The sequence below is a fragment of the Enterobacter sp. 168J2 genome (genome assembly GCF_034107265.1).
GTDB lineage: Bacteria > Pseudomonadota > Gammaproteobacteria > Enterobacterales > Enterobacteriaceae > Enterobacter > Enterobacter nematophilus.
The window spans coordinates 35604-57926 of sequence record NZ_JAWNEB010000010.1 but is presented as its reverse complement, the minus strand read 5'-3'; the positions used below and the strand labels follow the sequence as shown (position 1 = coordinate 57926).

Annotated in this window: 20 protein-coding genes; 13 read left to right on the top strand and 7 right to left on the bottom strand. The window is 56.8% G+C overall.

Features of this window, described 5'->3' with window-relative positions:
- Positions 1-13: 13 nt before the first annotated feature.
- The 5 genes from alr to USG84_RS19870 all read left to right on the top strand — a co-directional run bounded on the left by alr (position 14) and on the right by USG84_RS19870 (position 4222).
- Positions 14-1093, top strand: coding sequence for an alanine racemase (gene alr / locus USG84_RS19890; protein WP_320738434.1), 1080 nt, complete (start codon positions 14-16; stop codon positions 1091-1093).
- Positions 1094-1212: 119 nt separating this feature from the next.
- Positions 1213-2406 (top strand): aromatic amino acid transaminase, encoded by a 1194-nt coding sequence (tyrB, locus tag USG84_RS19885; protein ID WP_151412705.1) that lies wholly within the window; start codon positions 1213-1215, stop codon positions 2404-2406.
- A 217-nt stretch (positions 2407-2623) separates the two neighbouring features.
- Entirely contained in the window at positions 2624-3337 is a 714-nt protein-coding gene (gene aphA / locus USG84_RS19880) for an acid phosphatase AphA (protein WP_151412706.1), read from the top strand.
- A 112-nt stretch (positions 3338-3449) separates the two neighbouring features.
- Positions 3450-3866, top strand: a complete 417-nt coding sequence (locus tag USG84_RS19875) for a secondary thiamine-phosphate synthase enzyme YjbQ (protein ID WP_151412707.1) — start codon at positions 3450-3452, stop codon at positions 3864-3866.
- Positions 3867-3868: 2 nt separating this feature from the next.
- Positions 3869-4222: an MmcQ/YjbR family DNA-binding protein gene (locus USG84_RS19870; protein WP_151412708.1), complete on the top strand. Its 354-nt coding sequence runs from the start codon at positions 3869-3871 to the stop codon at positions 4220-4222.
- Positions 4223-4224: 2 nt separating this feature from the next.
- Here the strand turns inward: USG84_RS19870 and uvrA are convergent, their stop codons facing one another.
- Entirely contained in the window at positions 4225-7047 is a 2823-nt protein-coding gene (uvrA, locus tag USG84_RS19865) for an excinuclease ABC subunit UvrA (protein WP_151412709.1), read from the bottom strand.
- Between the two features lie 250 nt (positions 7048-7297).
- On the opposite strand from uvrA, the gene ssb1 reads away from it, so the two are divergent.
- Entirely contained in the window at positions 7298-7828 is a 531-nt protein-coding gene (gene ssb1 / locus USG84_RS19860; protein WP_006177466.1) for a single-stranded DNA-binding protein SSB1, read from the top strand.
- A 60-nt stretch (positions 7829-7888) separates the two neighbouring features.
- Here ssb1 and USG84_RS19855 read toward each other — a convergent pair whose 3' ends face one another.
- A complete protein-coding gene (locus USG84_RS19855) occupies positions 7889-8170 on the bottom strand; it encodes a YjcB family protein (RefSeq protein ID WP_045261050.1) in 282 nt (93 codons plus the stop codon).
- A gap of 655 nt (positions 8171-8825) precedes the next feature.
- Here USG84_RS19855 and USG84_RS19850 point away from each other — a divergent pair.
- Complete coding sequence (locus USG84_RS19850; RefSeq protein ID WP_253540375.1) at positions 8826-10391, top strand: EAL domain-containing protein; 1566 nt, start codon at positions 8826-8828, stop codon at positions 10389-10391.
- 6 nt (positions 10392-10397) lie between these two features.
- Here the strand turns inward: USG84_RS19850 and soxS are convergent, their stop codons facing one another.
- On the bottom strand, positions 10398-10724 hold the full coding sequence (gene soxS / locus USG84_RS19845) for a superoxide response transcriptional regulator SoxS (RefSeq protein ID WP_008503387.1): 327 nt from the start codon (positions 10722-10724) through the stop codon (positions 10398-10400).
- Between the two features lie 98 nt (positions 10725-10822).
- Here soxS and soxR point away from each other — a divergent pair, with 98 nt between their 5' ends.
- From soxR to USG84_RS19825, 4 genes are all read left to right on the top strand, one after another.
- A complete protein-coding gene (gene soxR / locus USG84_RS19840) occupies positions 10823-11281 on the top strand; it encodes a redox-sensitive transcriptional activator SoxR (protein ID WP_023331806.1) in 459 nt (152 codons plus the stop codon).
- 321 nt (positions 11282-11602) lie between these two features.
- A complete protein-coding gene (locus USG84_RS19835; RefSeq protein WP_061099545.1) occupies positions 11603-12274 on the top strand; it encodes a glutathione S-transferase family protein in 672 nt (223 codons plus the stop codon).
- A gap of 294 nt (positions 12275-12568) precedes the next feature.
- Positions 12569-13918, top strand: a complete 1350-nt coding sequence (ghxP, locus tag USG84_RS19830; protein ID WP_061099544.1) for a guanine/hypoxanthine transporter GhxP — start codon at positions 12569-12571, stop codon at positions 13916-13918.
- A gap of 150 nt (positions 13919-14068) precedes the next feature.
- Positions 14069-15715, top strand: a complete 1647-nt coding sequence (locus USG84_RS19825; protein WP_061099543.1) for a Na+/H+ antiporter — start codon at positions 14069-14071, stop codon at positions 15713-15715.
- Between the two features lie 73 nt (positions 15716-15788).
- Here the strand turns inward: USG84_RS19825 and USG84_RS19820 are convergent, their stop codons facing one another.
- A complete protein-coding gene (locus tag USG84_RS19820; protein ID WP_151412710.1) occupies positions 15789-16670 on the bottom strand; it encodes a LysR family transcriptional regulator in 882 nt (293 codons plus the stop codon).
- Positions 16671-16772: 102 nt separating this feature from the next.
- Between USG84_RS19820 and USG84_RS19815 the strand changes: the two genes are divergently transcribed.
- Both USG84_RS19815 and USG84_RS19810 read left to right on the top strand, forming a co-directional pair.
- The gene (locus tag USG84_RS19815; RefSeq protein WP_253540378.1) at positions 16773-17183 is read left to right on the top strand and encodes a CidA/LrgA family protein; all 411 of its coding nucleotides are present in this window, start codon (positions 16773-16775) and stop codon (positions 17181-17183) included.
- Positions 17176-17865, top strand: a complete 690-nt coding sequence (locus USG84_RS19810; protein WP_061099540.1) for an LrgB family protein — start codon at positions 17176-17178, stop codon at positions 17863-17865. The genes USG84_RS19815 and USG84_RS19810 overlap by 8 nt, the downstream gene beginning before the upstream one ends.
- Before the next feature lie 32 nt (positions 17866-17897).
- Here the strand turns inward: USG84_RS19810 and actP are convergent, their stop codons facing one another.
- From actP to acs, 3 genes are all read right to left on the bottom strand, one after another.
- On the bottom strand, positions 17898-19547 hold the full coding sequence (gene actP, locus USG84_RS19805; protein WP_151412711.1) for a cation/acetate symporter ActP: 1650 nt from the start codon (positions 19545-19547) through the stop codon (positions 17898-17900).
- Positions 19544-19858, bottom strand: coding sequence for a DUF485 domain-containing protein (locus tag USG84_RS19800; RefSeq protein ID WP_061099538.1), 315 nt, complete (start codon positions 19856-19858; stop codon positions 19544-19546). The genes actP and USG84_RS19800 overlap by 4 nt, the downstream gene beginning before the upstream one ends.
- Positions 19859-19986: 128 nt before the next feature.
- A complete protein-coding gene (gene acs / locus USG84_RS19795; protein ID WP_061099537.1) occupies positions 19987-21945 on the bottom strand; it encodes an acetate--CoA ligase in 1959 nt (652 codons plus the stop codon).
- Between the last annotated feature and the right edge of the window lie 378 nt (positions 21946-22323).

The following is a 22323-nucleotide window of genomic DNA, read 5'->3' as shown; positions in this document are numbered from 1 at the left end:
CTAAGGAATTCAAATGCAAGCGGCAACTGTTGTAATTAACCGCCGCGCTCTGCGACACAACCTGCAACGTCTGCGTGAACTGGCGCCCGCCAGCAGGCTCGTTGCAGTCGTGAAAGCGAACGCTTACGGACACGGTCTTCTTGAGACCGCGCGAACGCTCCCCGATGCCGACGCCTTTGGCGTCGCCCGTCTCGAAGAAGCTCTCCGCCTGCGCGCAGGCGGCATTACTCAACCAATTCTGCTCCTCGAAGGCTTTTTTGAAGCCAGCGATCTGCCGACCATTGCCGACCAGCGTCTGCACACGGCGGTGCACAACGAAGAGCAGCTGGCCGCGCTGGAATCCGCCGAGCTGAGCGAGCCGGTGACCGTCTGGATGAAGCTCGACACGGGCATGCACAGGCTGGGCGTGCGTCCGGAAAACGCGGAAGCGTTTTATCTGCGTCTGAGCCAGTGCAAAAACGTGCGCCAGCCGGTGAACATCGTCAGCCATTTTGCCCGTGCCGATGAGCCCGAGTGCGGAGCAACCGAACAGCAGCTCGATATCTTCAACACCTTCTGCGAAGGCAAGCCGGGGATGCGCTCGATTGCGGCCTCCGGCGGGATCCTGCTGTGGCCGCAGTCCCACTTCGACTGGGCGCGTCCAGGCATCATCCTTTATGGCGTTTCCCCTCTGGAGAACAAACCCTGGGGGCCGGACTTAGGCTTTAAGCCGGTGATGTCGCTGGTTTCAAAGCTGATTGCCGTGCGTGAGCACAAAGCGGGAGAGCCGGTGGGTTATGGCGGTACCTGGACCAGCGAGCGCGACACGCGGCTCGGCGTGGTGGCGATGGGCTACGGCGACGGCTATCCGCGCGCGGCGCCAACGGGTACGCCGGTGCTGGTTAACGGTCGTGAAGTGAAAATTGTCGGCCGCGTGGCGATGGACATGATTTGCGTTGATCTGGGGCCTGAAGCCCAGGATAAAGCGGGCGACGATGTGGTGATGTGGGGCGAAGGTCTGCCCGTTGAACGCATTGCTGAAATAACGAAAGTAAGTGCTTACGAACTTATCACGCGCCTGACGTCGCGGGTGGCGATGCAATACATTGATTGAACCGTCGGTGAAGTGAGGTAATTAACCTCACTTCAACTTTACTAACATCCTCTCGACCTTCTTCCACTTCCGGTTTATTGTTGAAATTCCTGCCTCATCGAATTCCGGAGAACCATCGCGTGTTTCAGAAAGTTGACGCCTATGCCGGCGACCCTATTCTCTCCTTAATGGAGCGTTTCAAAGAAGATCCTCGCAGCGACAAAGTGAACCTCAGCATTGGCCTGTATTACAACGAGGATGGCATCATCCCGCAATTAAAAGCCGTTGCCGAAGCCGAAGCGCGCCTTAACGCTGTTCCACACGGTGCGTCTCTTTATCTGCCGATGGAAGGGCTAAACACCTACCGCAATACCATCGCGCCTCTGCTGTTTGGGGCCAATCACGCGGTACTCGCGCAGAAACGCGTGGCGACCATCCAGACGCTGGGCGGCTCAGGGGCGCTGAAAGTCGGTGCTGACTTCCTGAAAAAGTATTTCCCGGATTCCGGCGTGTGGGTCAGCGACCCGACGTGGGAAAACCACGTTGCGATCTTCGAGGGGGCAGGCTTCAAGGTCGAGACCTATCCGTGGTTCGACAGCGAAACTAACGGCGTGCGCGTTGAAGCGCTGCTGGAAAAACTGAACACGCTGCCGGAGCGCAGTATCGTATTGCTGCATCCGTGCTGCCATAACCCAACGGGTGCGGACCTCACCAATGCCCAGTGGGATGCGGTGATCGAGGTGCTGAAGGCACGTAATTTGATCCCGTTCCTCGACATCGCCTATCAGGGCTTTGGCGCAGGCATGGAAGAAGATGCTTATGCCATTCGCGCCGTTGCCAGCGCCGGGCTGCCAGCGCTGGTCAGCAACTCCTTCTCAAAAATCTTCTCTCTGTACGGCGAACGCGTTGGCGGTCTGTCCGTGGTGTGTGAGGACTCAGAAGCGGCAGGTCGCGTGCTGGGCCAGCTTAAGGCGACGGTTCGCCGCATTTACTCCAGCCCGCCAAACTTTGGTGCGCAGGTGGTGGCGATGGTACTCGGTGATGAACAGCTGAAGGCGTCCTGGCTTGCCGAAATGGAAGCGATGCGTAAGCGCATCCTGTCCATGCGTCAGGAGCTGGTTAACGTGCTGAAAGAAGCCGTGCCGGGATACAACTTCGACTATCTGCTCAAGCAGCGCGGGATGTTCAGCTATACCGGACTGAGCGCGGCACAGGTCGATCGTCTGCGCGAAGAGTTTGGCGTCTATCTGATCGCCAGCGGCCGCATGTGCGTGGCGGGCCTGAATGCCAGCAACGTTCACCGCGTGGCGCAGGCGTTTGCTGCAGTAATGTAAGTGCTTACTTACCATCCCTCTCCCTGTGGGAGAGGGCCGGGGTGAGGGCCTCAGGCCCCATAAACACGTCCCCCGGTACTTTGTGATCGTCTTCTTTTTATTCATCTTTATAAGTAAAAACTCCTTTCCTTCACCTCCCGCTGGGGTTATGGTCGGATAGTTTTTTGACCACTCACTCAAAATAAAACGATAACAAACTGAATATTCAGGGGAAAATATGCGCAAGATCACACTGGCGCTCAGCGCCGCCTGCTTATTGTTCTCGCTTAATAGTGCCGTTGTGGCGCGAGCTTCTGCACCGACGCCGCTCTACACCGGCACCACCGCCGCCATGCTTGCCGAACAGGCACCCATTCACTGGGTTTCCGTCGCCCAAATTGAAAACAGCCTGATGGGCCGTCCGCCAATGGCCGTGGGCTTCGACATTGACGATACCGTGCTTTTCTCAAGCCCTGGCTTCTGGCGCGGTAAGAAAACGTATTCCCCGGACAGCGAAGCGTATCTGAAGAACCCGGAGTTCTGGGAAAAAATGAATAACGGCTGGGACGAGTACAGCATCCCGAAAGAGGTCGCCCGCGCGCTTATTGCTATGCACGTTAAGCGCGGCGACAGCATTTACTTTGTCACCGGCCGTAGCCAGACCAAAACCGAGACCGTCTCCAAAACCCTGCAGGACGATTTTCAGATCCCGACGGCCAGCATGAACCCGGTCATTTTTGCCGGTGATAAAGAGGGGCAAAACACCAAAACCCAGTGGCTGGAGCAGAAAAACATCAAAGTGTTCTACGGTGATTCGGATAACGACATTACCGCGGCGCAGGATGTGGGGGCCAGAGCGATCCGGGTGCTGCGCGCCTCTAACTCGACCTATCGACCGCTGCCGATGGCAGGCAAGTTTGGCGAAGAGGTGATCGTTAACTCCGAGTATTAATTCATGAGCGGCGGGTTTGATTCTTTTTTGAACAAATCCGCCGCTGCGGGTTTTACCTTTCGCCTTCTTGCTGCACACTTAGAAAGATTCATCTTTCAGAACGGAGCAGCACATGTGGTATCAACAGACCCTGACCTTAAGCGCTAAACCCCGCGGGTTTCACCTGGTGACGGAGGAAGTCATCGGGCAAATCCGCGACCTGTCACGCGTCAAAACGGGTTTGTTGCATCTGCTGCTTCAGCATACATCGGCCTCTCTCACGCTTAATGAAAATTGCGATCCCACCGTCCGGTCTGATATGGAACACCATTTCCTGAAGACGGTTCCGGATAACGCCCCCTACGAGCACGATTATGAGGGCACAGATGACATGCCTTCGCATATCAAATCTTCTCTGCTGGGCGTATCGCTGATGCTGCCGGTACACAACGGGCGGCTAATGCTGGGAACGTGGCAGGGGATCTGGCTGGGAGAACATCGCATTCACGGTGGTTCGCGTAAAATTATCGCAACGCTACAAGGGGAATAAAGATGACAATTTCGGAGCTACTTCAGTACTGCATGAGTAAACCTGGCGCTGAGCAGAGCGTTCATAGCGACTGGAAAGCCACGCAGATTAAAGTGGGAGACGTGCTGTTTGCGATGGTGAAAGAGGTGGAGGGGCGTCCGGCGGCGTCGCTGAAAACCAGCCCGGAACTGGCGGATCTGTTACGTCAGCAGCATGATGATGTGAGGCCGAGTCAGCACCTTAATAAGGCGCACTGGAGTACCGTTTATCTGGACGGCTCGCTGCCCGGCTCGCAAATTTATTATCTGGTCGATGCGTCCTACAAGCAGGCGGTTGAGCTGCTGCCGGAAGCGACCCGACAGCAGCTCTCCGTCTGAGATTACAGCAACGGTTTAAGGAAGCGCGCGGTGTGCGAGGCTTCGCACTCTGCAACGGTCTCTGGCGTACCGGAGACGAGAATTTCACCGCCGCCGCTGCCGCCTTCCGGGCCAAGATCGACAATCCAGTCCGCGGTTTTAATCACGTCCAGGTTATGTTCGATGACCACAATCGTGTTGCCCTGATCGCGCAGCTGATGCAGAACCTCCAGCAACTGCTGGATATCCGCAAAGTGCAGACCGGTGGTCGGCTCATCCAGAATGTAGAGCGTCTGGCCGGTTCCGCGTTTGGAGAGCTCACGCGCCAGCTTCACGCGCTGGGCTTCACCGCCGGACAGCGTTGTCGCTGACTGCCCCAGACGAATGTAGGTCAGGCCAACGTCCATCAGCGTCTGCAGCTTACGCGCCAGCGCAGGGACGGCGTCAAAGAACTCGCGCGCCTCTTCGATGGTCATGTCCAGCACTTCGTGGATGGTCTTGCCTTTGTACTTAATCTCCAGCGTTTCGCGGTTATAGCGCTTGCCTTTGCACTGGTCGCACGGCACGTAGATATCCGGCAGGAAGTGCATCTCAACCTTGATCACGCCGTCGCCCTGACATGCCTCACAGCGGCCGCCGCGCACGTTAAAGCTGAAACGTCCTGGCGTATACCCGCGCGAACGCGCTTCCGGTACGCCGGCGAAGAGTTCACGTACGGGCGTGAAGACGCCGGTATAGGTCGCCGGGTTGGAACGCGGCGTACGGCCAATCGGGCTCTGGTCAATGTCGATAACCTTGTCGAAATGTTCCAGCCCCTGAATGTCGCGATACGGTGCAGGCTCGGCCAGCGTCGCGCCGTTCAGCGCCGTCTGCGCAATCGGGAACAGCGTATCGTTGATCAGCGTCGATTTACCGGAACCGGACACGCCGGTGATGCAGGTAAACAGGCCAACCGGCAGCGTCAGGGTCACGTCCTTCAGGTTGTTGCCGCGCGCCCCGGTGAGCTTCAGCACTTTTTCCGGGTTCGCCGCCACGCGCTGTTTCGGCACTTCAATCTTGCGCTTGCCGCTCATGTACTGGCCGGTCAGCGACTCGGGCACCGCCATGATGTCCTTCAGCGTCCCTTCCGCGACCACCTGACCGCCGTGTACGCCCGCGCCCGGCCCGATGTCGATCACGTGGTCCGCAGCGCGGATCGCATCTTCGTCGTGCTCGACCACAATCACCGTGTTGCCGAGATTACGCAGGTGGACAAGGGTGCCGAGCAGGCGTTCGTTGTCGCGCTGGTGCAGACCGATGGACGGTTCATCCAGCACGTACATCACGCCGACTAAGCCCGCGCCAATCTGGCTCGCCAGACGGATGCGCTGGGCTTCACCGCCGGAGAGCGTTTCCGCCGAGCGGGAAAGCGTCAGATAGTTCAGGCCAACGTTCACCAGGAACTTCAGGCGATCGCCGATCTCTTTCAGCACTTTTTCGGCGATTTTTGCACGCTGGCCGGAAAGCTTCAGATTGTTGAAGAAGTCCATCGCGTGGCCGATGCTCATGTCTGAGATGGTCGGCAGCGCCGTGTTTTCCACAAACACGTGGCGCGCTTCGCGACGCAGACGCGTGCCCTCGCAGGTGGCGCAGGAGCGGTTGCTGATGAACTTCGCCAGCTCTTCGCGCACCGCGCTGGATTCGGTCTCTTTGTAGCGGCGCTCCATATTGTGCAGCACCCCTTCGAACGGATGGCGACGCACGGAGGTATCGCCACGGTCGTTCATATATTTGAACTCGATGTTCTCTTTGCCGGAACCGAACAGGATCACTTTGTGCACGTTCGGGCTCAGGCTGGCCCACGGGGCTTCAACGTCGAACTTGTAATGCTCTGCCAGCGACTTCAGCATCTGGAAGTAGTAGAAGTTACGCTTGTCCCAGCCGCGAATGGCCCCGCCCGCGAGCGACAGCTCCGGGTTCTGGATCACGCGGTCCGGATCGAAATACTGCTGCACGCCCAGACCGTCACAGGTCGGGCACGCGCCCGCCGGGTTGTTGAACGAGAACAGGCGCGGCTCCAGCTCGCGCATGCTGTAGCCGCAAATCGGGCAGGCGAAGTTGGCGGAGAAGAGCAGTTCTTCTGCTTTCGAGTCGTCCATGTCGGAGACCACGGCCGTGCCGCCGGAGAGTTCCAGCGCCGTCTCAAAGGATTCCGCCAGACGCGTGGCGAGATCGTCACGCACCTTAAAGCGGTCAATCACCACTTCAATGGTGTGCTTCTTCTGCAGCTCCAGCTTTGGCGGATCCGACAGGTCACACACTTCACCGTCGATACGGGCGCGGATATAGCCCTGGCTCGCCAGGTTCTCCAGCGTTTTGGTGTGCTCGCCTTTACGCTCTTTGATGATCGGCGCCAGCAGCATCAGGCGTTTGCCTTCCGGCTGCGATAGCACGTTATCCACCATCTGGCTCACGGTCTGCGCCGCCAGCGGGACGTCGTGGTCCGGGCAGCGCGGCTCACCCACGCGCGCATACAGCAGGCGCAGGTAGTCGTGAATTTCAGTAATGGTACCGACCGTTGAACGCGGGTTATGCGAGGTCGACTTCTGCTCAATAGAGATAGCAGGGGATAACCCTTCAATATGATCGACATCCGGTTTTTCCATCAGCGACAGGAACTGACGCGCGTACGCAGAGAGTGATTCGACGTAACGACGCTGTCCTTCGGCATATAAAGTGTCGAAGGCCAGTGAGGATTTGCCAGACCCCGAAAGCCCGGTCACGACGATGAGTTTGTCGCGAGGGATTATGAGGTTGATATTCTTGAGATTGTGGGTGCGGGCGCCCCGAACTTCGATCTTATCCATTCACCTTTCCCGGTTGGAACACGGATTGCCTGGTTTGTTTGAAGGACAAACGGCTGTCAGAAACGGCTAATTATGACACAATTTAACCTGTTTGAATATACAGTATTGGAATGCAATTTCTGATTCGCTGTGTAACAATGTCGAGTTGCGAGAGAACTCTGGAACGTGCTACGCAACTATCAAAGTGCAGCATGGAAATGGTACACTCGCGCGTTTACACTATTAAGAAACGTATTCAGGAGACACGAACATGGCCAGCAGAGGCGTAAACAAGGTGATTCTCGTCGGTAATCTGGGCCAGGACCCGGAAGTACGCTACATGCCGAGTGGTGGCGCAGTTGCCAACATTACGCTGGCTACTTCCGAATCCTGGCGTGATAAAGCGACCGGTGAAATGAAAGAGCAGACCGAATGGCACCGCGTTGTGCTGTTTGGCAAACTGGCGGAAGTGGCCGGTGAGTATCTGCGTAAAGGTTCTCAGGTCTATATCGAAGGCCAGCTGCGTACCCGTAAATGGACCGATCAGTCCGGCGCTGAGAAGTACACCACGGAAGTGGTGGTGAACGTGGGCGGCACCATGCAGATGCTGGGTGGCCGTCAGGGCGGTGGCGCACCGGCAGGTGGCGGTCAGAACCAGCAGCAGGGTGGTTGGGGTCAGCCTCAGCAGCCTCAGGGCGGCAACCAGTTCAGCGGCGGCGCGCAGTCTCGTCCGCAGCAGCAGTCTGCTCCTGCCCCGTCTAACGAACCGCCAATGGACTTCGACGACGATATCCCGTTCTGATCAACGGATGCTAAAACAAAAAACCCAGACATCGTCTGGGTTTTTTTATTGTTAAAGGGATCAGGTAATCACCATCGGCCAGTCTGGTGGCGTGTGGCTCATCGCCTCAACCATCACCACTTTTATATTTTCCCAGACCGCTGCCATATCCAGCAGGGTGATGCCCAGCAGGCCCGTTGCGAACCAGCAGGCCGCGCCAAGCCCTAACAGGGTACTTATGACGGCAAGACCCGCGTAGTCGGATTTACGAAACTGAATGTTCAGCGTGCTGGCTAAAAACATTAAAACCGCACTCAACAAGGGCCAGCGCAGGAGAACCATGCTGGTAGTAATGGTTGCCATAAAACCCATCCTCTACAAAACAGACGAACTGAATGAAACAATGTTTCTCGTTACACAATATGTGTGAACTATATCACATTTGTTGATTTATTCGCCAGTATCAGTGTGACCAAAAAGAGGGATTTTATTACCCGGAAAAAGAGCGTGCGGTATGGGACTGCTTCCGCACAAAGAGATGCGGGTCCAAAACGTGCCGGGATAATGCCCGCCGGGCAAGCGGGGGAGAGCATCCGCGAGAAAGAGACGGCCAGCCGTGCCGTTTTTAGGGGGCGCATTATTTTCTGATAATATTGTGGTGATGTCTGATTATTTATAAAACAACGAACAAAATATACCCGCAGAAATAGGATAAAACGTCACGTTGATGTTGTACTTTTTTCATGCCGCCAGAAGTTTTGCTTAATCAGCGATCCTCTGTTGTGTTCTCTTCAAACCTCCCGTGCGCGATGGATAATTATTTTCCTTAATTGAAACGGAACGAATACTTACAGTTTAGCTTACGGGAAAATATTATCGTCATAACGAAATTTAAGATTTTTAATACTAAAAGTCAGTTGCTAACTTCGCATGATTCATGCAACGTAATCACCTGTTTAACAAAGCATCCGGCCTTCATTACTACAGGCGTACAACATGCAGGGATATAGGGCGGGAAATGAATCGTAGCGCGCGGCGCAAAATGCTCAGGGTGGTAGGGATCATCATGGTAGTTATGCTGCCGGTGATGCTTGCTCTATGGTTTGCCCAGCTACGAGCCGAGTCGGAAACGAGCGCTCAGCTACGGACATTTGCTGAACTGGCTTTAGACAAAACAGAACTGGTAATTCAACAGGTTGAACTAGCCAGGGGCGAGGCAGAAAAATATCAGGGTGAACGTTGTACGCCGGAACATCGTCAATATATGTTGAACGTTGTTCGCGGCCGCCTGTTTGTCGCCGATTTAATTTATGCTGAAGGTCAGAATTTTCTTTGTTCGACCGTTTTTACACCGGATCAACCCTACGTCATTCCGGTCGCTAATTACACGCGTAAACCTGACGTTGCTATCTATTATTTTCGAGATACGCCTTTTTATACTGGCTATAAAATGACATATATGCAGCGCGGAAATTATGTCGTGGTGGTCAATCCGCTTTCTTACAGTGAAGTGATGTCTACCGATCATTCCCTCGCATGGGGGGTATACGACACGGTAACCAATGCCTTCTTTTCCGTCAGCCAGAAAGCCAATGCGACTTTATTAAATTCGATGATTCGGGATAAGGAATCGGTATTTCAAAAAGATAACCGTTTCTATACCGTCGTAAAATCGCCTAAACGGCCTATTGCCGCTATCGTGTCGACGTCAGATAAACGTTTTTATGAAACGCTCTATCACCAGGCGACGTTGACGCTACCGCTGGGAATGATCTGCAGCATTATTATTTTGCTGGTGTGGTCCCGCACCCATCGTGAGCTTAATTCGCCGGGGCGCTTACTGCACAGGGCGTTGAACAAACGTCAGCTTTGCCTGCACTATCAGCCGATTATCGATATCAAGAATAACCAGTGCGTGGGGGCAGAGGCGCTGTTGCGCTGGCCTGGTTTCAATGGGCAGGTAATGAGCCCGGCTGAGTTTATTCCGCTGGCTGAAAAAGAGGGAATGAGCGAGCGGATTACGGACTATGTCGTTGAGGAGGTGTTCAGCGATCTGGGCCATTTCCTGGCGGCGCATCCGCATCTCTATATCTCGATTAACCTGTCGGCCACGGACTTCCACTCCTCGCGACTGATCGCCATGATTTCTGACAAGGCCCGGCACTACGCCGTACGAGCCCAGCAAATTAAAATTGAAGTGACGGAACGCGGCTTTATCGATGTGCCAAAAACCACGCCGGTGATTCAGGCCTTCCGTCAGGCGGGCTATGAAGTGGCGATCGATGATTTCGGGACCGGTTACTCCAACCTGCACAACCTCTACTCGCTGAACGTGGATATTCTGAAAATCGATAAATCGTTTATCGACACCTTAACCACCAACAGTACCAGCCACCTGATCGCCGAGCATATTATCGAGATGGCGCAAAGCCTGCGGCTTAAAACCATTGCGGAAGGGGTGGAAACGGCTGAGCAGGTGAGCTGGCTGTTGAAGCGCGGCGTTCAGTTCTGTCAGGGATGGCACTTCGCGAAAGCGATGCCGCCCCAGGAATTTATGACCTGGCAGCAGCAACCTTTGCACTGATACGCATTAATTCAACTGGTGGCGGTAATCGCTTGGCGTACGGTCAAACTCGCGGCGAAACACGCGGGAAAAGGTTTGTTGCGACACATAGCCAAGATCCATCGCGATATCAAAAATCGGCCGCTGCGTTGAGCGTAACGCCTGCGCCGCCAGCAGCAGCCTGCGCTGACGAATGTACTCTCCCAGCGTCTGGTGCATGACCGTGCGGAACATTCTCTGTAAATACCATTTCGAATAGCCCGATTTTTTTGCGACCACATCAATGTTCAGCGGTTGGTCGATATGATCGTCAATCCATTCAATAAGTGTCTGAATAATCTGCTGATGCGACATAAGGTTGCCCCTCTGTAGATACAACTTTCTCGGTTGATTCGTCGTTTTCTCTGCGGGGGAGTATAATTCCTCAAGTTAACTTGAGGTAAAGAGGTTTTATGGAAAAGAGATTGCCGCGCATTAAAGCGCTCTTAACTCCCGGCGAAGTGGCAAAGCGAAGCGGCGTTGCGGTATCGGCGCTCCACTTCTATGAAAGCAAAGGGTTAATTAAAAGCATCCGTAACGGCGGAAACCAGCGCCGCTATACCCGCGACGTGCTCCGCTACGTGGCGATTATCAAAATTGCGCAACGCATCGGCATTCCCCTGGCGACGATCGGTGAGGCATTCGGCGTGTTGCCGGAAGGGCATACGCTGAGCCCGAAAGAGTGGAAAGAGCTTTCGTCCCAGTGGCGTGAAGAGCTGGACAGGCGTATCCACACGCTGGTGGCGCTGCGTGACGAGCTGGACGGCTGTATCGGCTGCGGCTGCCTGTCCCGCAGCGACTGCCCGTTGCGTAACCCCGGCGACAGGCTGGGCGAGCAGGGGACGGGGGCGCGGCTGCTGGAGGAGGATTGAGCCCGTGCGGCCTGTTTGCCGGGTAAGGCGCAGCCGCCACCCGGCAAAAAGCACAATAAAGAACTAAAGCGCCACAAAGGGCGCTTTAGTTTTTCCCGGTCTTTGTCTTTCTCTCTATCCCGCTGGTTCACGGGAGGGTTTCCCCCGACATCAGCACCCCTCGTGTCGAGCTGGTTGGGGAGGTTCCGGATTGTGCTGACACTTTAATTCTATGCAAGACCCGTTTTTTCGCCAGCCGCGCCAGCCGTTTTTTAGACGAAATTTTTTCGCGGTGTTGTTCGATTTTCTATAGTTAAAAAGTATGAATAACAGGAGAAAATCATGCTCACGGTACATCATCTTAACCAGTCGCGCTCGCACCGCGTCATCTGGGCGCTGGAAGAACTCGCCCTGCCTTATGAGATCGTTCACTACCAGCGCGAAAAGAACATGCTGGCACCCGAGTCCCTCAAAAAGGTGCATCCGTTGGGCAAATCGCCGGTCATTGAAGATAACGGGCTGATCCTTGCGGAGTCAGGCGCCATTCTGGAGTATCTGCAGGAAACCTATGATGCCGAATCGCGGCTAAAGCCTTTAGACCCCGCGCATAAGGTGCAATATCGCTTCTGGCTGCATTACGCAGAAGGCTCGCTGATGCCGCTGCTGCTAATGAAGCTGGTCTTCAGCAGTCTCGGCAAGCCGCCCGTGCCGTTTGGCATCCGAACGCTGGGCAAGGCGCTGGGGCAGGGGGTACAGAAAGCCTATCTCAACCCCCAACTGGAGACCCATGCGCGCTTTATTGACTCACATCTCGCTAAAAACAGCTGGTTTGCCGGAGAGGCGTTAAGCATGGCCGACATTCAGATGAGCTTCCCCCTCTTTGCCCTGCTGGCGCGCGGCGGCATTGCTAATCTGCCGCATATTCAGGCATGGAAGCAAAAAGTGGAGAGCAGCCCCGGCTGGCAAAGAACCCTGCAACAGGGTGGCCCGTTAACGATCCCGGGCGAGGAGTGAAATGTAAACAAATTGCGCATAGACGATAACGTTTGCGCATCCTCTGTTTATTTCTTCATCGTCATAAGTGAATTTTAGCGAAAAACGACAAAGTTCAGTTGAAAAGGGCGGGTATTAGGCTGGATAATCGTTTGCCTTAATTTGACCACCCGTTTTATAAGCGCGGAGCTAAACGTTTGCTTTTTTGTGACGCCCTTTCGTCGCATACGCAACATACGGATTTGACGTTTAGCTGGCAGCGGTGTCTCCACCACGCTTATGAACGTTCTATAAAAACTCTCAGGGGATGTTTCTATGTCTACGCCATCTGCGCGTACCGGCGGTTCATTAGACGCCATGTTTAAAATTTCGGCTCGTGGCAGCACCGTGCGCCAGGAAGTCGTTGCCGGTCTGACCACGTTTCTGGCGATGGTTTACTCCGTCATCGTGGTGCCGGGCATGCTTGGCAAGGCGGGCTTCCCGCCTGCGGCTGTCTTCGTCGCCACCTGCCTGGTGGCTGGCGTGGGCTCCATCGTAATGGGCCTGTGGGCGAACCTGCCGCTGGCGATTGGTTGCGCCATCTCGTTGACCGCCTTTACTGCGTTCAGCCTGGTGCTGGGCCAGCAGATCAGCGTACCGGTTGCCCTCGGCGCCGTGTTCCTGATGGGCGTACTGTTTACCGTTATTTCTGCCACCGGCATCCGTAGCTGGATTTTGCGCAACCTGCCGCAAGGCGTGGCGCACGGCACCGGTATCGGCATCGGCCTGTTCCTGCTGCTGATCGCCGCCAACGGCGTTGGCCTGGTGATTAAGAACCCGCTGGACGGCCTGCCGGTTGCGCTCGGTCACTTCGCGAGCTTCCCGGTGATCATGTCGCTGGTGGGTCTGGCGGTGATTATCGGCCTGGAAAAACTGAAAGTGCCGGGCGGCATCCTGCTGACCATTATCGGCGTGTCCATCGTCGGCCTGATTTTCGATCCGACCGTTCACTTCTCCGGTATTTTCGCCATGCCGTCCCTGAGCGATGACAAAGGCAACTCCCTGATCGGCAGCCTGGATATCGTCGGCGCGCTGAACCCGGTGATCCTGCCTAGCGTGCTGGCGCTGGTGATGACCGCGGTATTTGACGCCACCGGTACCATCCGCGCGGTGGCCGGTCAGGCCAACCTGCTGGATAAAGACGGCCAGATTATCGACGGCGGCAAAGCGCTGACCACCGACTCCCTGAGCAGCGTCTTCTCTGGTCTGGTGGGTGCGGCGCCTGCGGCGGTGTATATCGAATCCGCAGCGGGTACGGCGGCAGGCGGTAAAACGGGCCTGACGGCAATCACCGTCGGCGTGCTGTTCCTGCTGATCCTGTTCCTCTCTCCGCTCTCTTACCTGGTCCCGGCTTACGCGACCGCGCCAGCGCTGATGTACGTCGGCCTGCTGATGCTGAGCAACGTGGCGAAAATCGACTTTGCGGACTTCGTGGATGCGATGTCCGGCCTGATTACCGCGGTCTTTATCGTCCTGACCTGTAACATCGTGACCGGCATCATGATCGGTTTCGCCTCGCTGGTGATTGGTCGTCTGGTCTCCGGTGAGTGGCGCAAGCTGAACATCGGTACCGTGGTGATCGCCGTTGCGCTGGTGGCGTTCTACGCGGGCGGCTGGGCAATCTGAGTTATCCATTGATGCGAAAACGGGTGGCTCAGGCCGCCCGTTTTTATTTTCAGGACTCATCCCGTTGCCTTTTGCGTTACTCTGGAGAAGATAGAATAAAAGGCACGACGCCTTCCGTAGTACATAAGTAACACAGCAAACAGGGAACGCATGGAAATCTTCTTCACAATACTCATCATGACCCTTGTGGTCTCGTTATCCGGGGTGGTCACACGCGTACTGCCCTTCCAGGTCCCCCTGCCTTTAATGCAAATAGCTATCGGTGCGCTGCTGGCGTGGCCGACGTTCGGTCTGCACGTGGAGTTCGACCCGGAACTGTTCCTCGTGCTGTTTATCCCGCCGCTGCTGTTTGCCGATGGCTGGAAAACCCCCACGCGCGAGTTTCTGGAACACGGTCGAGAGATCCTCGGCCTGGCGCTGGCGCTGGTCGTCGTGACCGTGGTCGGGATTGGTTTCCTGATCTACTGGACCGTACCGGGTATCCCGCTCATCCCCGCCTTTGCGCTGGCCGCCGTGCTGTCGCCTACCGACGCCGTGGCGCTTTCCGGCATTGTGGGTGAAGGGCGTATTCCGAAGAAAATCATGGGCATTTTGCAGGGCGAGGCGCTGATGAACGACGCCTCCGGCCTGGTCGCCCTGAAGTTTGCCGTGGCGGTTGCCATGGGAACGATGATCTTTACCGTGGGTGGCGCGACTCTGGAATTCTTCAAGGTGGCGATTGGCGGTATCCTCGCGGGCTTCGTGGTGAGCTGGCTGTACGGCCGCTCGCTGCGCTTCCTCAGCCGCTGGGGCGGTGATGAACCGGCAACGCAGATCGTCCTGCTGTTCCTGCTGCCGTTTGCCTCTTACCTGATCGCTGAACATATCGGCGTCTCGGGCATTCTGGCAGCGGTAGCGGCGGGGATGACCATCACCCGTTCCGGCGTAATGCGCCGCGCGCCGCTGGCGATGCGCCTGCGCGCCAACAGCACCTGGGCGATGCTGGAATTCGTGTTCAACGGCATGGTATTCCTGCTGCTGGGCCTGCAGCTGCCGGGCATTATGGAATCCTCACTCATCGCAGCAGAGGCCGATCCGAACGTTGAAGTCTGGATGCTGTTTACCGATATCGTGCTGATCTACATGGCATTGATGCTGGTGCGTTTCGGCTGGCTGTGGACGATGAAAAAATTCAGCATGCGCTTCCTGACCAAAAAGCCGATGGAGTTCGGCTCCTGGACCACGCGCGAGCTGCTGATTGCCTCCTTCGCGGGCGTGCGCGGGGCAATTACCCTCGCCGGTGTGCTCTCTATTCCGCTGCTGCTGCCGACGGGCGACGTCTTCCCGGCGCGCTACGAGCTGGTGTTCCTGGCGGCGGGCGTGATCCTCTTCTCGCTGTTTGTCGGCGTGATTATGCTGCCGATTTTACTCCAGCACATTGATGCCGGTGACTCGACCCAACAGCACAAAGAGGAGCGGATTGCCCGCGCGGCCACGGCGGAAGTGGCGATTGTGGCCATCGAGAAGATGGAGGAGCGTCTAGCCGCCGATGCCGAAGAGAACATTGATAACCAGCTGCTGAAGGAAGTCAGTTCCCGCGTGATTGGTAACCTGCGCCGCCGCGCTGACGGACGTAACGACGTGGAAAGCTCGCTGCAGGAAGAAAACCTGGAGCGCCGCTTCCGCCTGGCGGCGCTGCGCTCAGAGCGCGCCGAGCTGTACCACCTGCGCGCGACGCGTCAGATCAGCAACGAGACGCTGCAAAAGCTGCTGCACGATCTGGACCTGCTGGAAGCGTTGTTGATAGAGAATCAGTAGCGCTTTTGCCCCTCTCCCCACAGGGGCTCGATCGGTTCCCTCTCCCCTGTGGGGAGAGGGTTAGGGTGAGGGGTCAGGGCACCCAAAACCCCTCACAGCATTGCAGCCACGCCTGCGCGCTCTGTGATAAATACACTCCTTCACGCCAAATCATCCCCAACTGCCAGTGCAGATCGCTCTCCAGCGGGATCCAGCGCAGCGTGTTTTTATCCAGCCGCTCGCAGATCGGCTGCGGCAGAATGGCAATCCCCACGCCCGCCTGCACCATCGCCGCCAGGAAATCCCACTGGCCGCTGCGCACCGCAATGCGCGGCTTCACGTTATGGTGGTTAAACAGGGTCATCAGCTGGCGGCTTAAGGCGAAGTCTTCGTTGTAGATCAGCAGGGGATGCTCGCCGAGAAGCTCGGGCTTCACCGAATCTATCTTCAGCCAGTCGCCGGAGCGGGGCACCAGCACGCACAGCGGGTGGCTAAAGAGCGGCAGCGTCGCCAGGCCGCTCTCCTCCTCCACGGGAAGGGCGGTCATCGCCACGTCCAGCTCGCCGTTGATCACCGCCTGCTGCACGGTCAGGCCGCCAAATTCAGAAATTTTAAGCTCAACGCCGGGGTAGCGCTGGCGGAACAGGCTAATCGGCCCGGCCATCATCATGCCGACCATCGGCGGAATGCCAAGACGTAACAGCCCTTTAGTCAGGTGGTTGATGTCCGCAAGTTCGGCCTCAAGCTGGCGGAACTCCGCCAGGATCGCCAGCCCGCGCTCGAACACCACGCGTCCGGTATCCGTCAGCAGCAGCTTTCGTCCGTCGCGGATCAGCAGGGTACAGTTCAGCTCATCTTCGAGGTTTTTCAGCATTTTGCTGATGGTCGGCTGGGTAACGAACAACTTCTCCGCTGCGCGGGTGAAACTTTGCTGGCGAACCACCTCGACAAAATAGCGCAGCGTTCTTATGTCCATGATTATTCCTCGAAACTATACCTTCGATGATTTTAATTCATTTCAGTCGATGACGTACGCTCACTATACTGGCGCCTCGTCTCATTTCTGAGGAAAACCCCCATGGCCGTGGTGTTAAGCCGTGTTACGCCTGCCGTTGTGCAACGGCTCCAGGTCCCGGTTCAGGTACTGCTCTACGCGGGACTGTTTGTTTTTGCGGAATACCTTGTCGACTGGCTGCACCTGCCTTTACCCGCCAACCTGGTGGGGATGGTACTGATGCTGACGCTGATCCTCTCACGTGCGTTACCCCTTAGCTGGGTGCGGGCCGGCGCGCGCTGGCTGCTGGCGGAGATGCTGCTGTTCTTCGTTCCGGCCGTGGTCGCCGTGGTGAACTATGCGCAGCTGCTGATGGTCGACGGCTGGCGCATCTTCGCGGTTATCGCCCTGAGCACGCTGATGGTGCTGGGCGCCACCGCCTGGGTGGTGGATAAAGTGTATCGGTTTGAAATCAGCAGGCAGAAGCATGACTAACTTTCAGATAAGCGTGCTGTGCCTGATTGCGACGGTCGTCATCTACTTTGCCAACAAGCGCCTGTACCGCCGCTTCCGCGCGCTGCCGCTGATGCCGCTGGTCTTCACGCCCATCCTGCTGGTGCTGATGCTGGTCTTCGGCCATATCTCCTGGCAGAACTACATTGGTGAGTCCCACTGGCTGCTGTGGCTGCTCGGCCCGGCGACCATCGCTTTTGCGGTGCCGGTGTATGACAACCTGAAAATCATTAAACGCCACTGGATGTCGCTCAGCGCGGGCGTCGTCACCGCCACGGTGGTGGCGGTGTGCAGCTCGGTCTGGCTGGCGCGGCTGTTTACGCTGCCTGATGAAATCCAGCGCAGCCTGGCCGTACGCTCGGTGACCACGCCGTTTGCGCTGGCGGCGGCGAAACCGCTCGGCGGGCAGCCGGATCTGGTGGCGCTGTTTGTGGTGGTTACGGGCGTCTTTGGCATGGCGGTGGGGGATGTGCTGTTCCTGCGGCTCTCTATTCGGGAAGGGATGGCGAAAGGGGCAGGGTTTGGCGCGGCGTCGCACGGCGCGGGGACGGCGCGTTCGTATGAGCTGGGTCAGCAGGAAGGGGTCGTTGCAAGCCTGGTGATGATGCTCTCGGGCGTGACAATGGTACTGATTGCGCCGCTGGTGGCGTGGGTGATGTTTTAAGCTCCCCGGCCAGATTGACCGGGGAGAAAGGCTTAGTGCGCGCGGCCCTGCTCGACGCCCAGGCCGGTCTGTGAACGGATAAACTGGGCGCGGAATTTCTCACGCTCCAGGTTACCCTCCGGCGAGTTGTCGGTGGCCGAGAAGACCCAGATACCGATAAACGCCACGGCAATAGAGAACAGCGCCGGGTACTCGTACGGGAAGATAGCGCTTTCGTGACCGAGGATCTGCACCCAGATGGTCGGGCCGAGGATCATCAGGATCACCGCCGTCAGCAGGCCCAGCCAGCCGCCAATCATCGCCCCACGGGTGGTCAGTTTTGACCAGTACATGGACAGCAGGATGATAGGGAAGTTACAGCTTGCCGCAATCGAGAAGGCCAGCCCCACCATAAAGGCGATGTTCTGCTTCTCGAACAGAATGCCTAACAGAATGGCGACCACGCCCAGCACCAGCACGGTGATTTTGGAGACCTTCAGCTCATCGCGCTCGCTCGCGCCTTTGCGGAAGACGTTGGCGTAGAGATCGTGCGATACCGCAGACGCGCCCGCCAGCGTCAGCCCTGCCACCACCGCAAGGATGGTGGCGAAGGCCACGGCGGAGATAAAGCCGAGGAACAGGTTGCCGCCCACCGCGTCGGCCAGGTGCACCGCCGCCATGTTGTTACCGCCGATCAGCGCGCCCGCCGCGTCTTTAAACGCCGGGTTCGCCCCCACCAGCATGATTGCGCCGAAGCCGATGATAAAGGTAAGGATGTAGAAGTAACCCATAAAGCCGGTGGCGTAGAAGACGCTCTTGCGCGCTTCACGCGCATCGCTCACCGTAAAGAAGCGCATCAGAATATGCGGCAGGCCAGCGGTACCGAACATCAGGCCGAGGCCGAGAGAGAGCGCGGAAATCGGGTCTTTCACCAGCCCGCCAGGGCTCATGATCGCTTCCCCTTTCGGGTGGACAGCCATCGCTTCGGTGAACAGATTATTGAAGCTAAAGCCGACGTGCTTCATCACCATAAAGGCCATAAAGCTTGCGCCGAACAGCAGCAGCACCGCTTTGATGATTTGCACCCAGGTGGTCGCCAGCATGCCGCCGAACAGAACGTACATCACCATCAGCACGCCCACCAGCACCACCGCGACGTGGTAGTTCAGGCCGAACAGCAGTTCGATCAGCTTGCCTGCCCCCACCATCTGGGCAATCAGGTAAAGAGCCACCACCACCAGCGAGCCACAGGCGGAGAGCATGCGGATAGGGCCCTGTTTCAGGCGGTATGAGGCGACGTCGGCAAAGGTATAGCGACCGAGATTACGCAGGCGCTCGGCAATCAGGAACAGAATGATCGGCCAGCCGACGAGGAAGCCGAGGGAGTAGATCAGCCCGTCGTAGCCGGAGGTGTAGACCAGCGCGGAGATCCCGAGGAACGAGGCGGCAGACATAAAATCACCCGCAATAGCCAGCCCGTTCTGGAAGCCGGTAATGTTGCCGCCCGCGGTGTAGTAATCGTTACGGGAGCGCACGCGTTTCGACGCCCAGTAGGTGATGTACAGCGTCAGCACCACGAAAATCAGGAACATCACAATCGCCTGCCAGTTAGTTGGCTGGCGCTGGACTTCGCCGGTAAGGGCATCCGCCGCGCTTGCAGCAAAGGGAAGTGTGGCGGCAAGCGCCGTCAGAACTCGCTTCATGATGCTTTTACCTCTTGCAGTACCGCTTTATTGAGACGATCGAATTCACCGTTGGCGCGCCAGACGTATACGCCGGTCAGCAAGAATGAAATCACAATCACGCCAATGCCAATCGGAATGCCGCGCGTGACGCTGGTACCCGCATGCAGCGGGGTGCCCAGCCAGTGCGGCGCAAAGGCGATCAGCAGAATAAAGCCGACGTAGATAATCAGCATGATGATGGAAAGTAAGAAGGCAAACCGTTGCCGTTTATCGACGAGCTCCCTGTAGTGCGCACTATTCTCTATCTGCTGACAAATATCGTTATTCATCACAGAGTCTCCAGAAGTAAGGTTGGTTTGTTTTTAGTCCCCTCTCCCCTTTGGGGAGAGGGTTAGGGTAGGAAGGTGCGGTCTGATGCCCTCACCCCGGCCCTCTCCCACGGGGAGAGGGAGAAAAATTAGGAAGGCATTGCGATGGCCTGCTTCTCTTCGAGCAGTTTGTCCACCACGCCAGGATCCGCAAGCGTCGAGGTATCACCAAGGTTGCTGGTGTCCCCCGCCGCGATTTTGCGCAGGATACGGCGCATAATCTTGCCGGAACGGGTTTTTGGCAGCGAGTCGGTCCAGTGCAGCACGTCCGGCGTGGCAAGCGGGCCGATCTCTTTACGGACCCAGTTGCGCACTTCGGTATACAGCTCCGGCGACGGTTCTTCGCCGTGGTTCAGGGTGACGTAGGCGTAAATCGCCTGGCCTTTGATGTTGTGAGGAATGCCCACAACCGCCGCTTCGGCAATCTTCGGATGCGATACCAGCGCAGACTCAATCTCCGCCGTGCCCAGACGGTGACCGGAAACGTTCAGCACGTCGTCCACGCGTCCGGTGATCCAGTAATAGCCGTCTTCGTCACGGCGCGCGCCGTCGCCGCTGAAGTACATGTTCTTAAAGGTCGAGAAGTAGGTCTGCTCGAAGCGCTCGTGGTCACCGAACAGGGTGCGCGCCTGGCCCGGCCAGGAATCGACGATCACCAGGTTGCCCTCGGTGGCGCCTTCCTGCGGATTGCCTTCGTTATCCACCAGCGCAGGCTGCACGCCGAAGAACGGACGGGTTGCCGAGCCGGCCTTCAGCTGCGTCGCGCCCGGCATCGGGGTGATCATGAAGCCGCCGGTTTCGGTCTGCCACCAGGTGTCCATCACCGGGCACTTCTCGTTGCCGATCTTCTTCCAGTACCACTCCCAGGCTTCCGGGTTGATGGGCTCGCCCACGGAGCCGAGGATGCGCAGTGAAGAGCGGTCGGTGCCCTCGATGGCTTTATCACCTTCCGCCATTAGCGCGCGGATCGCCGTTGGCGCGGTGTAGAGAATGTTGACCTGGTGCTTATCGACCACCTGACACATGCGCGCCGGGGTCGGCCAGTTCGGTACGCCCTCAAACATCAGCGTCGTTGCGCCGCACGCCAGCGGTCCGTACAGCAGGTAGCTGTGGCCGGTCACCCAGCCCACGTCGGCGGTACACCAGTAGATGTCGCCAGGATGGTAGTCGAAAACGTATTTGAAGGTGGTGGCCGCATAGACCAGATAGCCGCCGGTGGTGTGCAGTACGCCTTTCGGTTTACCGGTTGAGCCAGAGGTGTAAAGAATAAACAGCGGATCTTCCGCGTTCATCTCTTCAGGCTGATGCTGGTCGCTCGCGTTTTCAATCAGGTCGCTCCACCACAGGTCTCGCCCCTCGTTCCAGTCGATCTTGCCGCCGGTACGCTTAAGGACAATGACGTTGCTGACCGTTTTGACGTTGGGGTTTTTCAGCGCTTCGTCGACGTTTTTCTTCAGTGGGATACCGCGTCCGGCGCGCACGCCCTCGTCGGCAGTGATCACCAGCTTCGAGTTAGAGTCAACGATGCGCCCGGCAACCGCTTCCGGCGAGAAGCCGCCGAAGATAACGGAGTGGATCGCGCCGATGCGCGCGCAGGCGAGCATAGCCACCGCGGCTTCCGGCACCATCGGCATATAGATAGCGACCACATCGCCTTTTTTAATGCCTTTTTCCAGCAGGACGTTGGCGAAGCGGCAGACGTCGCGGTGCAGTTCTTTATAAGAGATGTGTTTGCTCTGAGAGGCATCGTCGCCTTCCCAGATAATGGCCGTTTCGTTGCCGCGCTCGGCAAGATGGCGGTCCAGGCAGTTCGCCGCCAGGTTCAGCGTGCCGTCTTCATACCATTTAATGGAGACGTTGCCCGGCGCAAAGGAGGTGTTCTTCACCTTCTGGTAAGGTTTGATCCAGTCAAGGATGTGACCCTGCTCGCCCCAGAAGGCGTCCGGGTTAGTAACAGATTGCTGATATTTCTCGTGGTACTGCTCCGGGCTGATCAGGCAACGGTCCGCAATGTTTGCGGGAATGTCGTGTTTGTGTATTTGGCTCATGGCTTTTTTTCTCCTTGTAAGATGTTAATAATATGTCGCAAAAACGTTAATAGTAGGGGCTTTACAAGCTTTGTTTATTATTTGGGCGACAGATCACGCATTGTTTGAACAGGCTGAAAATTGAGCGAATGAAACTTTGAAGGGAAATAATTCACGCTATCGATTATTCACAATTCTTTATAAAAAAGCGTTTTTATAACAAAAGGTTATTTATCAGAATTATGACAAACTCGCGTCATAACCGCTTTTGGGAGTGAAATGCGTCGTTCTTTAAGGCTTGCGCAACAGGTCGCGCAGATGATACTCATACGCCGCGTTAAAAAATCCCATAAACCAACGCAACACAATTCATACCCTTTCAGTATGTCTCCATATTCA

Bases quoted from the DNA above. Each gene is read 5' to 3' on its own strand.
- alr (WP_320738434.1), top strand. From the start codon at position 14: ATGCAAGCGGCAACTGTTGTAATTAACCGCCGCGCTCTGCGACACAAC.
- aphA (WP_151412706.1), top strand. From the start codon at position 2,624: ATGCGCAAGATCACACTGGCGCTCAGCGCCGCCTGCTTATTGTTCTCG.
- USG84_RS19875 (WP_151412707.1), top strand. From the start codon at position 3,450: ATGTGGTATCAACAGACCCTGACCTTAAGCGCTAAACCCCGCGGGTTT.
- USG84_RS19870 (WP_151412708.1), top strand. From the start codon at position 3,869: ATGACAATTTCGGAGCTACTTCAGTACTGCATGAGTAAACCTGGCGCT.
- uvrA (WP_151412709.1), bottom strand. From the start codon at position 7,047: ATGGATAAGATCGAAGTTCGGGGCGCCCGCACCCACAATCTCAAGAAT.
- ssb1 (WP_006177466.1), top strand. From the start codon at position 7,298: ATGGCCAGCAGAGGCGTAAACAAGGTGATTCTCGTCGGTAATCTGGGC.
- USG84_RS19855 (WP_045261050.1), bottom strand. From the start codon at position 8,170: ATGGCAACCATTACTACCAGCATGGTTCTCCTGCGCTGGCCCTTGTTG.
- USG84_RS19850 (WP_253540375.1), top strand. From the start codon at position 8,826: ATGAATCGTAGCGCGCGGCGCAAAATGCTCAGGGTGGTAGGGATCATC.
- soxS (WP_008503387.1), bottom strand. From the start codon at position 10,724: ATGTCGCATCAGCAGATTATTCAGACACTTATTGAATGGATTGACGAT.
- soxR (WP_023331806.1), top strand. From the start codon at position 10,823: ATGGAAAAGAGATTGCCGCGCATTAAAGCGCTCTTAACTCCCGGCGAA.
- USG84_RS19835 (WP_061099545.1), top strand. From the start codon at position 11,603: ATGCTCACGGTACATCATCTTAACCAGTCGCGCTCGCACCGCGTCATC.
- ghxP (WP_061099544.1), top strand. From the start codon at position 12,569: ATGTCTACGCCATCTGCGCGTACCGGCGGTTCATTAGACGCCATGTTT.
- USG84_RS19825 (WP_061099543.1), top strand. From the start codon at position 14,069: ATGGAAATCTTCTTCACAATACTCATCATGACCCTTGTGGTCTCGTTA.
- USG84_RS19820 (WP_151412710.1), bottom strand. From the start codon at position 16,670: ATGGACATAAGAACGCTGCGCTATTTTGTCGAGGTGGTTCGCCAGCAA.
- USG84_RS19815 (WP_253540378.1), top strand. From the start codon at position 16,773: ATGGCCGTGGTGTTAAGCCGTGTTACGCCTGCCGTTGTGCAACGGCTC.
- USG84_RS19810 (WP_061099540.1), top strand. From the start codon at position 17,176: ATGACTAACTTTCAGATAAGCGTGCTGTGCCTGATTGCGACGGTCGTC.
- actP (WP_151412711.1), bottom strand. From the start codon at position 19,547: ATGAAGCGAGTTCTGACGGCGCTTGCCGCCACACTTCCCTTTGCTGCA.
- USG84_RS19800 (WP_061099538.1), bottom strand. From the start codon at position 19,858: ATGAATAACGATATTTGTCAGCAGATAGAGAATAGTGCGCACTACAGG.
- acs (WP_061099537.1), bottom strand. From the start codon at position 21,945: ATGAGCCAAATACACAAACACGACATTCCCGCAAACATTGCGGACCGT.